We start from the raw sequence: 12,230 nt of genomic DNA, 5'->3' as shown, positions 1-12,230 counted from the left end.
ATGATTTTAATAGACGGAAAAAAAGCAGCGGCTGAATTAAGAGAGGAACTTAAACAAGAAGTTACGGAGTTAAAAAGCAAACATAATAAGGTTCCAGGTTTAACAGTAATTTTAATTGGTGAATTAGCGCCTAGTAAAATTTATGTGAAAAATAAAGAGAAATCAGCAACAGAAGTTGGGCTAAAATCTGAAGTAATCAGATACCCAGAAAATGTTGAGGAAAAAACTGTATTAGACAAAATAGATGAACTTAATAAAGATGAAAGTGTCTCCGGAATATTAGTTCAGTTACCTTTACCAAAACATATTGATAAACAAAAAGTAATTGAATCAATCATACCGTCTAAAGATGTAGATGGTTTTCATCCAATGAATGTTGGAAATCTATCATCTGGATATGAAAGTTCTGTACCGTGCACACCACTTGGATGTTATTTATTAATTAAAAAAATTGAGCCAAACCTAAGTGGAAAAAAAGCAGTAGTTGTTGGAAGATCAAATTTAAATGGAAAACCAATGACTCAATTACTTTTAAAAGAAAATTGTACAGTAACTATTACTCATTCAAGAACTAAAGATCTTAAAGCAGAGTGTTTAGAAGCAGATATAATTGTAGCTGCAGTTGGAATTCCAGAATTGGTTAGAGGAGATTGGGTTAAAAAAGATGCAATCGTAATTGATGTAGGAATAAACAAGACAGACAAAGGTATTGTTGGCGATGTTGCTTTCGATGAAGTTTCAAAAAATGCAAAAGCTCTAACTCCTGTTCCGGGTGGAGTGGGGCCAATGACAATTGCTTGTTTATTAAAAAATACAATTGAATGTTTTAAAAGATCAATTTAATTTCCTTAAATTTAGGAATGTCTGAAATTGAAGCAAAAAAAATTTTTGAAGAAGGAATATTAAAATTCCAATCGAAAGAGTATGATTCAGCAAAAACTTTATTTGAAAAAGCTTTAGAAATATTTCCTGATAGACCATCAATTCTAGAAAATTTAGCAATAACTAATTTTTTTTTAAAAGACTACATTAATTGTGAAAAAATTTTAGATCACCTAGAAATTTTAAATGTTAAAAAAAATAACTTATATGAATTAAGATTTCAAACTTATTTAGCATTATTTAAATACGATAAAATTAAAATTTTTTGTAAAAAATATAAATCATTTATTGAATCAAACAAAAGAATAGAATTACAGATTAAGTTACTTTATCCAATGATTTTTATGGATCAAAATGAAATTGATTTAGAGAAAAAAAAATTTTTAGAAAACTTAGGCTCAATAAAAAGCGAAACCACATTAGATATTAACAAAATTAAAATTAATCCACCAATTTTTAATCTGTCTTACGATCAATATAATAATTATGAGATAAATAAAAAAGTAGTTGAAACTTTTAGAAAGATATATCCAGATTTAAATAAAGATTTTACTAATAATATAAAAAATAAAAAAACTAAAATTGGATTTATTTCAGAGTTTCTAACAAATCATACAGTTGGAAAATTATTCAAAGGATTAATTTTTAACTTAGATAATAACTATTTTGATATATCCATTTTTCATTTGAACAAAACTAAAAAAGGCCCAGTATTTGATGAATTTGTTCATAAAGAATCTATAGGATATTTAGAAAATATTATTTTACCTAATAATTTTAACGAACAGGTAAATGTTATCAAAAACAAAAATCTAGACATAGCTTTTTTTCCTGAAATTGGTTTATCTACTGAAGTTTATTATCTTTCATTTATAAGATTTGCTAAAACTCAAATAACATCATGGGGACATGGAATTACAACTGCAAATGATTCTATTGATTATTTCATTTCATCAAAACTATTAGAAACAGATGGAACAAAAGATGATTTTTCAGAAAAATTTTTATCTCTAAATTACTTACCAATGTTTTTTTATAAACCAGTAATAGAAAACAAAATAAGCCTAGAGCAATCTTCTGAACAGAATAATTATTTTTGTTCTCAAAACCTAATAAAATTTCATCCTGATTTTGACAACATAATGAATGAAATAATTAAAAAAGATAAGAAAGCTAATATCAGTATAATTTTTGATGAAAGAATTGGTAATAAAATTTTAGAGAGATTAAAGAAAAATTTAAAAAGTAATTTTGAAAAAATAAATGTTCTAAAAAAAATGAATACTGATGAATATATAAATACTTGTGGAAAGTCTTCTGTATTATTAGACACACTATACTTCGGTGCTGGCAATAGTTTTCATGAGTCAATGTTTTATGGCACACCAACAGTATCAATGCCTACAAATGCTTTTAAAAGTAGGATTGTTTATGGAGCTTATAAACAGATGAAGATAGATAAACCACCTATAGTAAAGTCAAAGGATGAATATGTTGAAAAAGCAATTGAAATAGCAAATTTTGATAAGAAAAAACTCATAGAAATTAAAGATTATTATAGAACACAAGCAGAAAAACATTTATTCGAAAACACAAATGTTCTCTCAGAATTTAATAACTGCTTAAAAAATTTAAAAAGTTTGGATAAATAATAATAAGCCTTATTGTCTCAATTAATAATCTCTGGATTGTGGTAAAGTGGGAATATGAAAAAACCGCCTTATCCATATCGGATAGCAATTATTATGATACTTCTGACTGCTGTTCCAATTGGAGCCACACAACTTGGTTGGTATCTTTATGGAAAACAGGTTGGTTTTGATTATGGTATGATTGCAGGAACTTTTGCAGTAATATTAGCAGGGTATTTAATGTATGAAAAAGGTTGGAGAGATGAAGATGAGGATTAATTAATGGAAAAAATAATTTTTTTTGGATTAGCAGTACCAATTTTGGGTTTTGTTTTTTATTTAGGTGGTTCGGCAATAATGAAAGGTTTCAAAGCCAAAGTTGAGTTTGCACCAAAAAAAAATCAAGATGAGGAGATAGATCAATCTCAATCAGAGTCAGAAACTAGCAATACTAACACAAATAATAATCTTAGTTCAGAGTTAGCAAATTTAAATAATCTTCTTAAAGATGGGGTTTTAACTCAAGAAGAATTTGATAAAGCAAAAAAGAAAATTTTAGATAATTAATTATAATTTAATAATTTTTTAAGGGGACTTATTTCACCAATTTTAAAAATAACTGCATCCTCTTTATTAAAACCAAATTTTTCAGCACTACCTTTAAATCTCACTCGAGGTTCCATTATAGGTTCTAATGATAAAACAAAAGTACCCCAGTGGGTTCCCAAAACTTTTTTACTTTTTAAATCTTGAGCAATATTAAGAGCCTCTTCAGGAGTTGTATGATAAATCGATTTGTCAAACATTGGTCTAAAATCATATGCTCCAATGTTAATCATTGATAAATCGATAGGACCATATTTTTCGCCAAGATCTTTGTAAATATTTCCATATCCAGTATCACAAGCAAAAAATATTTTTTTATCTTTATATTCAATTAAAAAATTACCCCATAGTGTTTTGTTAGTATCCGTTAGACTTCTTTTTGACCAGTGGACTGCAGGCAATAATGTAATCTTTAAATCATTATTAATTTGTATTTTGTCATACCAGTCCATTTCGTTAACATCTTTATAATTTTTGAAATATTTACCAAGTTTGAGAGGAAGCAAAACCTTAGCATCTTTATAAGGAAATTTTCTAATGGTTGACATATCTTGGTGGTCATAATGATTATGAGTAAGTAGAAATACATCCGTTTTTGGTATGTCTTTCAATTTAATAGCAGGCTCCACATATCTTTTTGGACCAAATATTAAAGGACCTGCATTCTTTGAAAAAACTGGATCAGTAATGATTGTTGTTTTACCTAATTTGATTAAGAATGTAGCATGTCCTATCCAAGCAATATAATCTTCATCTTTAAATTTATCTAAATTTTCTTTAACTATTTTTTTATCGATGACATGATCTTTAGGAACTGTAATATCAATTTTCTTTTTTTCTTTAATAAATGTTCTATAGGAAAATTTTATATCGTTAGCTCTAACTGGTGACCCTTCAGGATTTCTAAAAGTTCCATTTGGTAAATGATGATAAGGTTTTTCTGCCATTGTTAAATTAATACAATTATAAAAAATAATTCCAATTAGAAAAAAAAATTTAATCAATTTTTTTCCATAAGCCATAAATTATTTTCAGATAAAAAATAAATTTTACCATTGTTTGGGTGAACTTGGATATCTCTAATTCTTCCAATCTTATCCTTAAAAATTATTTCTTCTTGAACATTTTCTAAATCATTGAAGATTAATTTTCTTAAAGATTTGTCTTTTAACGACGTGATTAAAGCGTGGCCATTCCATTCTTTAAACTCATTTCCTTTGTAAATTGTGATAGCACTTGCAGCAATTGATGGAACCCAATATTGAATTGCTTTTGTAAAACCTGGTTTCCATTTTGGTCCAATTGGAATTCCAGAATAATTTTTTCCACCCCAGCCTAAAATTTTCCAACCATAGTTTTCACCTTTTTTAATTTCTCCAAACCAATCACCACCTCTAGCACCATGGTTGCTTGCATAAATTTTTCCATCAAAAGAAGAATAGGTTAGACCCTGTGGATTACGAACACCAATTTGATAAATTTCTGGTAACCAATTTGATTTACCCTCAAATTTTGGATTATCTTTTGGAATACTACCATCTAAATGAATTCTAATAATACTTCCAGGATGGTTTGTTGGATCTTGAGCAATCATACCACCACCTCTTTCACCAGCAGATGCAAATAAATAATTACCCTTTATAGCCAGTCTTGATCCAAAATGATAACCAGAGTCTATTGGTGGGTTTGCTTGAAATATATTTTTAAAATTTAAATTTTTTTTATCTAATGTTGCTTTAGCTATTGAAGTACTTGTCTTCCAATTGCCTCTATCTTCTGTATAGGAGATCCATAATTGATTATTTTGAAAGAGAATATCTAAAAGTCCACCTTGACCAGATACTGTATAATTTAAATTATGATTAACAATTTCTGTATTTCCATTTGAAACATTAACAATTTTAATTTGTCCATTTTTTTCAGTTATAATTAATTCGTTTTCATTAATAAAAGATGATCCCCAAGGCTCATCAAGATTTATAATTTTAGTAAATGATAAGTTTTCCGAAAAACTTTTTTCAGAACAAAATAATAACAACAAGAATAATAGGAAATATTTTTTCACTTTAAGAAAGTTTTGATCTACCACCATCAACAGCAATGATTTGACCAGTCATCCAAGAACTTTCATCTGTAAGTAAAAATTTCGCAAGAGCAGCTGAGTCTTGTCCTTCACCCAATCTTTTTAACGGATGTGCTTTTGCTATGCCTTCTGCTAAAACTTTATTCTTTAGCATTGGTTCAGCTATTTTTGAATTTGTTAAACTTGGAGCTATACAATTTACTCTAATATTAGGCGCAAATTCTGCAGCAAGAGAAACTGTTAAACCTTCAACAGCTGCTTTGGCAGATGCAATAATTGCGTGATTAGTAAAACCACGTTGGGCTGCAACAGTTGAAAATAAAACAATTGAACCTTTATTTTTTTTTAAACTTTCCTGATAACCTTTTATAACCTCTACTGCTGAATAAAGATTTAATTTCATACAATTGTTCAAATCTTGCTCTTTGACCATTCTAACAGGTTTAAGATCTATTGAACCCACACAATAAGCAACACCCTTTGCCTCAGGAATGTCAGATTTTACTTTTTCGATAAAGTTATTTTCTAGAACATCCGCAACTGTATATGCACAATCAAGTTGACTTGCTAATTGTTGAACACTTTCTTCATTTCTTGCAACTAGATGTATGTTATGACCAGAATCTTTTAATTTTTTTGCTAAACTAGAACCAATCGAACCAGTAGCACCAAAGATAATATATTTATCTGACATATAAATTTATTTTAGTTATATTTAATTATGAAATTGTTTTTTATACTTGGCAACCAATTATTTCCATTAAATTATTTAGATAAATTTAAAAAAGATCACCTATTTTTTTTAGCAGAGGATTACGAACTTTGTACATATGAAAAACATCATAAGCAAAAAATATTATTATTTTTGTCATCAATGCGATCATATTTGGATAGACTTAGAAAAGATAAATTTAAAACAGAATATTTAGATATTAACAATAAAATTTTCAAATTAAGTTACACTGATAAATTAAAATCAATAATTAAATCAAAAAAAATTACTGAAGTTACAAGTTTTGAAATAGAGGATAAATTTTTTGAAAATAAAGTTTCAAATTTTTTTAAAAAAGAAAAAATAAAATGGAATATTGTTCAAACTCCAATGTTTCTTAATTCGAGAGACAATTTTAAAAAATATCTAAGTAAATCTAAAAAGCCATTTATGGCAACATTTTACAAAGATACTAGGAGAGAGCTTAATATATTGATGGATAAACAGGGCAATCCACAAGGTGGTAAATGGAGTTTTGACGAAGACAATAGAAATAAATTACCAAAAAACATATCAATTCCTAAATTTCCAAATATTAATGAAACTACACATACAAAAAAGTTAAAACCAATAATTGAAAAAAATTTTAAAGATCACCCAGGCAACATAAATCAGTTCTGGTTTGCAACTGAATATGATGATGTTTTAAAGTTATTGAATTTTTTTATTAAAGAGAAATCAAACTTATTTGGTGACTATGAAGATGCAGTTGATCAGAAAGATAATATTTTATTTCATAGTGCTTTAAGTCCTTATATTAATTTAGGAATAATCACTCCTGAATTCATAATAAAAAAAATTTTAGACTTTCATAAAAAAAATAAAATTAGAATGAACTCACTTGAGGGTTACGTGAGACAAGTCATTGGATGGAGAGAATTTATGAGAGGAATTTATCAGGGCTATTCAAAAGAAATGGAAACTAAAAATTTTTTTAATCAAAATAGGAAAATGAAAAAGAGTTGGTATGAAGGAACTACTGGACTTCCACCATTAGATTATGCCATTAAAAATGCAAAAGATTATGGATGGTCACACCATATTGAAAGACTAATGATCCTCTCAAACATTATGAATCTTTGTGAAATCAAACCAACAATTGTCTACAAATGGTTTATGGAAATGTTTGTGGATTCATCTGATTGGGTGATGGTTCCAAATGTTTATGGAATGGGTTTATTCAGTGATGGTGGAATTTTTGCGACCAAACCTTATATTTGTGGATCAAGCTATTTCATGAAAATGATGGATTTTAAAAAAGGCGATTGGTGCAACACAATGGATGGTCTTTATTGGAGATTTATTGATAGAAATAGAAAATTTTTCCTAACAAATCCAAGACTATCAATGATGGTAAGAATTTTTGATAAAATGAAAACAGAAAGAAAAAAAATGATTTTATCTGAGGCTGATAAATTCATTAAGTTAAATACTAATTAATATGTATATATCAATCACAGGTCTTAAACCAAAAAATTTTCTTTCCAAAATCAAATTTTGGATATTAGCAATTCCATCTTTTAGAGCAGCTCAAAAAGCTGATGGTAATTTATTTTGTGAAGTTAAAGAAGTAAATGGTTATAAACACACCTTAACGGCTTGGAAAGACAGACATTATATGATGGAATTTATTTACGGTATAACTCATTCAAAAGCCATGAAAGAGTTTAATTTAATTGCTACAGGATCGACTTATGGTTTTGAGAGTAACGAAATACCATCATGGGAAGAAGCTTTAGATCTTTGGAAAACAAATTATAAAGAATATTAGCTTGAAGAAACAAAACTTACCCTCAAAAATTTGCCCCGTCTGTAAAAGACCATTTGTATGGAGAAAAAAATGGAAACTGAATTGGGATAAAGTAAAATATTGTTCAAAGAAATGCTCTGGTTTAAAATAAAAAAATGAACATTATTGTTTTGCAACACATTAAAATTGAAGACCCAGGCTACATTAAAGATCTAATGTTAGCTGATGGTTTTAAGTTAACAACCATAGAATTAGATGAGGGAGAAAAAATCCCTGATGATCTAAGTAAATTTGATGGAATGTTTTGTATGGGTGGACCAATGGATACATACATGGAGGATCAATATCCTTGGTTAATTGATGAAAAGAAAAGAATTAAAGAATTTGTTGTTGATTTAAAAAAACCATATTTAGGATTCTGTTTAGGTTGTCAGCTTTTAGGCGAAGTAGTTGGTGGCAAAGTCGTTAAGTCTAATCCAGCAGAGATTGGAATTATGGATATTAATTTTAGTAAAGAAAAAGTTAATGATAAGCTTTTTAATGAATTTCCTGATCAAATTAAAAGTCTTCAGTGGCACTCTTATGAAGTTCAAGGAATTGAAAATATTAAAGATGTAACATTAATTGCCTCATCCCCAGTTACAAAATTTCAAATTTTTAAATATCAAAATCATGCATATGGAATTCAATTTCATATCGAAATTAAAGACACAACAGTAAATGAATGGGGGTGCGTTCCTGAATATAAAAAAGCTTTAGAGGAACAATTAGGTGAAGGAGCTTTAGAAAAATTTGACCAAGCAGCTAAAGATAATATGAAAGATATGAACAAATATTCTCGATCACTCTATGAGAATTTTAAAAAAATATTATGAAAAAATATAAAATAGGGTTTCATGTAAAATTTAAAAAAGCAAAATATCCAACTAAAAAAAAATTAGTTGGTAAGTATTGTGTTTTGGAGCCTGTAAATGTTAAGAAACATGCAAAAGATCTCTATGAAAATTTTTCAATTGATAAAGAGGGAATTGATTGGATCTATATGCCAACAGGTCCTTATAAATCTTTTTCTTCGTTTAAAAAATATCTAACAACAGAAAAGTTATCTGGAAATCCTTTCTTTTATTCTATCTATTCAAAAAAACTTAAAACTTATTGTGGATTAGCAAGTTATTTAAGAATTACACCTGAAGTAGGAACGATCGAAGTGGGTTGGATTACTTATGCTAAAAATTTACAAAAAACAGTTGAAGCAACAGAGGCTATGTTCCTTATGATGAAAAACGCTTTTGAAATTTTGGGGTATAGAAGATACGAATGGAAATGTGATAGTCTTAATAAAAGATCTAATAAAGCTGCATTAAGATTAGGTTTTAAATTTGAAGGAGTTTTTAGACAGGCTACAATTTATAAAAAGAGAAATAGGGATACCTCTTGGTATGCTATCATTGATAAAGATTGGAATAAAATTAAAAAAGGTTATCAGGCTTTTTTAAAGCCATCAAATTTTAAAAATTCCAAACAAATTAAAAAGTTAAAATTTTAGTTTAAATTTTCTTTAATAAAATTTTTTAAATACTCAGAGCTTTGTGCACCTGATACGTATTGATCATTAATTTCAAAAAAAGGAACTCCCGAAATATTTTTTTCCTTTGCAATGTTTTGATAAGAGTAAATTTTATTTTTATTAATCTCTGAAAAATAATTAATAACTTTTTCTTTTGAAATATTGTTATGTTCAGCTATTTTAAATAATACGTTTTGGTCACCAATATCTTCACCCATTATAAAGTAGCTTGTATAAATCTCTTTTTTGATTTCATTTTCTTTTCCACTATCCTTTGCTAATAAAATCAGTAAATGTGAAAGAACAGTATTTGGTGTTTTAATAATTTTTTCTAGATCTAAACTTAATCCAACTTCTTTTGCTTTTTGAGTCATTGATGCATACATCGGGGCCGCAAATTCCTTACCCCCAAATTTAATATTTAGATAATCACTTCTTGATATTCCATTTTCAGGCATATCAGGATTTAGTTGAAAAGGTATGTGTTCAACTTCTATTTTTTTATCTTTGTAATCTTCTAATGCTTTTTCTAGGTTTGTTTGACCTATAAAACACCAGCCACATATTGTATCTGCGTAAACTTTAATTTTCATATTTTATGTAAATTTGCTTACGATTTTAGGAATATGATTTTTAAAATTAAAGAAACCTTTATTACAGAATTGCCAAGAAAAAGAATTTAAGCTTCTGTATAAAAACTTATAATTTTTAATATTTAGCTTTATTAAAAAATCCAAACTTTCTCCAATTGATGGATATAAAATATAGAAATCCTCATCAATATTTTTTAAATCATTAATGTCAAATATTTCACATTCAATACTCTCTTGTTCTAACCGTTTTTTTTGATCTTCAATTAAATGCTCCTTAAATCTCACTACGTTTTCACTTAACTTTATTTCTCTATTTTTATTATTATGTTTAATTAGAATAATTTTTTTAAATTGAATATCAGTGAAATTTGAACTTTCAAAGGAAAGATTATTATCAAAAATTACTAAAGTTTTTTGTTCATCAATTGATGGATTGATAAAATCTTTTTTAATTATTGTATACGTTTTTTCACTAATTTTAGGAGTAGCATTTTCATTAAGTTTTATTTGATTAAATCTATTATTAGTAAATTTTTTAATATTCCATTCAGAAGCTAAATAATTTTTTCCTTGAGTCTGTATACCCGCAACCCATCGCCATCCAAGCGTATTTGAAGCTGGATCTCCGTCTAATAAATGCTTTAAAAAAAATTCTGCTCCCAGTTGCCAAGGTAAGTTTAATGTAAAAATCCAAATACTAGCAAACCACATCCTAGTATGATTGTGTAGATAATTTGTATCTTTTAGTTCTTTTATCCAATAATTAAAGCATTCAATATTTGTATTACCTTCAATAGCATTAAGATAATTTTCATTATTCTTGTATTTGTTTTTTATTGAATTCAATTCTACTAAAAAATCTGTCCATACATTAGGACGTAATTCTAACCATCCTTTCCAATATGTTCTCCATAAAACTTCTTGAATAAATTTTTCATTTTTTGAAAAAGAAAATTTGTTTAGTGATTTTTGAATAACTTCAATTTCATTTATAGCACCATGTGAAATATAGGGCGAAAGACAAGATGTATTGTCTCTTTTATCAGGCCCATAATCAAAGTTCCTGGCTTTTGAATAATCTTTTAATCCATTTTCAATGAAATAATCTAATTTTTCTAGAGCTGAAGCTCTCGTAGGAATAAAATTCATAATATTTTTTATTATAGTTTTGTTTTGTGAAAATTTATAAATCTTTCAACATTTTTTTTATTAAAAAATTTATTTTCTTCAAAGGATACTTTTTTCATTGAATAGGCATTACTTTTTGTAATTCTTGAATGAATTATCACATTACCTTTATAAAGTTTTAACTTCACAGAGCCATTTACTTTGCCTCTTTTTAAATCAACAATTTTTTGAAGCTTGATTCTCTCTTTTGAAAACCAATATCCATTGTAAATCAGCTCTGCATATCTAGACATAATTGCATCTTTTTTATGCATAGTATCTTTATCTAATGTAACAGACTCAATTGCTCTATGTGCAATAATTAAGAGTGTTCCACCAGGCGTTTCATATACTCCACGAGACTTAATTCCTAAAAATCTATTCTCAACTAAATCAACTCTTCCAACGCCATTTTTACCAGCAATTAAATTAAGTTTCTGTAATAATTTAGAAGGGTTTAATTTTTTTCCATTAACACCAGTTGGATCCCCATTTTTGAAATTTATCGTCACAAAAGAGGGCTTGTTTGGAGCTTTTTCAGGAGACACTGTTCTTTGAAATATAAATTCTGGAGCAAAATTTTTTGGATCTTCCAAAGCTTTACCTTCAGTTGAAGTATGTAATAAATTATCATCCACTGAAAAGGGTGGTGCTCCTTTTTTATCTTTTGGTATCTCAATATTATTTTTCTTTGCATAATTTATTAAGTCAGTTCTTGATTTTAAATTCCATATTCTCCAAGGAGCAATTACTTTAATTTTAGGACCAAAATAATGATAACCTAATTCAAATCTAACTTGATCATTCCCTTTTCCAGTGGCACCGTGTGATACTGCATAAGCTTTAAATTTTTTGGCTACTCTAATCTGGTCTTTTGCAATTAGTGGTCTTGCAATCGAAGTACCCAATAAATAAACACCCTCATAAATAGCATGCCCTCTGATCATTGGATAAACATAATCTTTTACAAAAGTATCTTTAAGATCTTGAATAATGATATTTTTAACACCTAACTTTTTTGCATTTCTAAAGATCTTTTTTCTATCTATTTCTTGTCCTACATCTGCAGTGTAGCAAATAACTTCAGCATTATAATTTTCTTGAAGCCATTTTAAAATAATAGATGTATCTAAACCGCCAGAGTAGGCTAATACAATTTTTTTTTTAGAATTCATTTAA

Annotated in this window: 15 protein-coding genes; 9 read left to right on the top strand and 6 right to left on the bottom strand. The window is 27.6% G+C overall.

What is annotated here, in order from left to right:
* From ACTT9U_RS02310 to ACTT9U_RS02295, 4 genes are read left to right on the top strand one after another with little or no spacing between them, the layout of a single operon-like run.
* Nucleotides 1-843 (top strand): bifunctional 5,10-methylenetetrahydrofolate dehydrogenase/5,10-methenyltetrahydrofolate cyclohydrolase, encoded by an 843-nt coding sequence (locus ACTT9U_RS02310; RefSeq protein WP_440931578.1) that lies wholly within the window; start codon nt 1-3, stop codon nt 841-843.
* A gap of 17 nt (nt 844-860) precedes the next feature.
* Nucleotides 861-2,534: a hypothetical protein gene (locus ACTT9U_RS02305; protein ID WP_440931577.1), complete on the top strand. Its 1,674-nt coding sequence runs from the start codon at nt 861-863 to the stop codon at nt 2,532-2,534.
* Nucleotides 2,535-2,588: 54 nt separating this feature from the next.
* Nucleotides 2,589-2,792, top strand: a complete 204-nt coding sequence (locus ACTT9U_RS02300) for a hypothetical protein (protein ID WP_440931576.1) — start codon at nt 2,589-2,591, stop codon at nt 2,790-2,792.
* 3 nt (nt 2,793-2,795) lie between these two features.
* Nucleotides 2,796-3,080: an SHOCT domain-containing protein gene (locus ACTT9U_RS02295; RefSeq protein ID WP_440931575.1), complete on the top strand. Its 285-nt coding sequence runs from the start codon at nt 2,796-2,798 to the stop codon at nt 3,078-3,080.
* Here ACTT9U_RS02295 and ACTT9U_RS02290 read toward each other — a convergent pair.
* The 3 genes from ACTT9U_RS02290 to ACTT9U_RS02280 are packed head-to-tail and all read right to left on the bottom strand — an operon-like array spanning nt 3,077 to nt 5,896.
* Nucleotides 3,077-4,066 (bottom strand): MBL fold metallo-hydrolase, encoded by a 990-nt coding sequence (locus ACTT9U_RS02290; protein ID WP_440931574.1) that lies wholly within the window; start codon nt 4,064-4,066, stop codon nt 3,077-3,079. The genes ACTT9U_RS02295 and ACTT9U_RS02290 overlap by 4 nt on opposite strands.
* 53 nt (nt 4,067-4,119) lie before the next feature.
* The gene (locus ACTT9U_RS02285) at nt 4,120-5,211 is read right to left on the bottom strand and encodes a PQQ-dependent sugar dehydrogenase (RefSeq protein ID WP_440931826.1); all 1,092 of its coding nucleotides are present in this window, start codon (nt 5,209-5,211) and stop codon (nt 4,120-4,122) included.
* Entirely contained in the window at nt 5,186-5,896 is a 711-nt protein-coding gene (locus ACTT9U_RS02280) for an SDR family NAD(P)-dependent oxidoreductase (RefSeq protein ID WP_440931573.1), read from the bottom strand. Before ACTT9U_RS02280 ends, ACTT9U_RS02285 begins: the two co-directional genes overlap by 26 nt.
* Before the next feature lie 27 nt (nt 5,897-5,923).
* Here ACTT9U_RS02280 and ACTT9U_RS02275 point away from each other — a divergent pair, with 27 nt between their 5' ends.
* The 5 genes from ACTT9U_RS02275 to ACTT9U_RS02255 are packed head-to-tail and all read left to right on the top strand — an operon-like array spanning nt 5,924 to nt 9,270.
* Nucleotides 5,924-7,414 carry a cryptochrome/photolyase family protein gene (locus tag ACTT9U_RS02275; RefSeq protein ID WP_440931572.1) on the top strand — a complete coding sequence of 497 codons (1,491 nt, stop codon included), beginning with the start codon at nt 5,924-5,926 and terminating at the stop codon, nt 7,412-7,414.
* A gap of 1 nt (nt 7,415) precedes the next feature.
* Complete coding sequence (locus tag ACTT9U_RS02270) at nt 7,416-7,745, top strand: hypothetical protein (RefSeq protein ID WP_440931571.1); 330 nt, start codon at nt 7,416-7,418, stop codon at nt 7,743-7,745.
* A gap of 1 nt (nt 7,746) precedes the next feature.
* The gene (locus tag ACTT9U_RS02265; protein ID WP_440930254.1) at nt 7,747-7,875 is read left to right on the top strand and encodes a DUF2256 domain-containing protein; all 129 of its coding nucleotides are present in this window, start codon (nt 7,747-7,749) and stop codon (nt 7,873-7,875) included.
* A 4-nt stretch (nt 7,876-7,879) separates the two neighbouring features.
* On the top strand, nt 7,880-8,599 hold the full coding sequence (locus ACTT9U_RS02260) for a type 1 glutamine amidotransferase (RefSeq protein WP_440931570.1): 720 nt from the start codon (nt 7,880-7,882) through the stop codon (nt 8,597-8,599).
* A complete protein-coding gene (locus ACTT9U_RS02255) occupies nt 8,596-9,270 on the top strand; it encodes a GNAT family N-acetyltransferase (RefSeq protein ID WP_440931569.1) in 675 nt (224 codons plus the stop codon). The genes ACTT9U_RS02260 and ACTT9U_RS02255 overlap by 4 nt, the downstream gene beginning before the upstream one ends.
* Here the strand turns inward: ACTT9U_RS02255 and ACTT9U_RS02250 are convergent.
* From ACTT9U_RS02250 to ACTT9U_RS02240, 3 genes are read right to left on the bottom strand one after another with little or no spacing between them, the layout of a single operon-like run.
* The gene (locus ACTT9U_RS02250; RefSeq protein ID WP_440931568.1) at nt 9,267-9,884 is read right to left on the bottom strand and encodes a DsbA family oxidoreductase; all 618 of its coding nucleotides are present in this window, start codon (nt 9,882-9,884) and stop codon (nt 9,267-9,269) included. The two genes, ACTT9U_RS02255 and ACTT9U_RS02250, sit on opposite strands and share 4 nt — an antisense overlap.
* 3 nt (nt 9,885-9,887) lie before the next feature.
* On the bottom strand, nt 9,888-11,033 hold the full coding sequence (locus tag ACTT9U_RS02245; protein WP_440931567.1) for an FAD-binding domain-containing protein: 1,146 nt from the start codon (nt 11,031-11,033) through the stop codon (nt 9,888-9,890).
* Nucleotides 11,034-11,044: 11 nt separating this feature from the next.
* Nucleotides 11,045-12,226 (bottom strand): argininosuccinate synthase, encoded by a 1,182-nt coding sequence (locus tag ACTT9U_RS02240; protein ID WP_440931566.1) that lies wholly within the window; start codon nt 12,224-12,226, stop codon nt 11,045-11,047.
* Nucleotides 12,227-12,230: the final 4 nt, after the last annotated feature.

This window comes from Candidatus Pelagibacter sp. (assembly GCF_052049975.1).
Taxonomy (GTDB): Bacteria; Pseudomonadota; Alphaproteobacteria; order Pelagibacterales; family Pelagibacteraceae; genus Pelagibacter.
The sequence above is the reverse complement of the archived record's forward strand: the minus strand, read 5'-3'. Positions and strand labels throughout refer to the sequence as shown.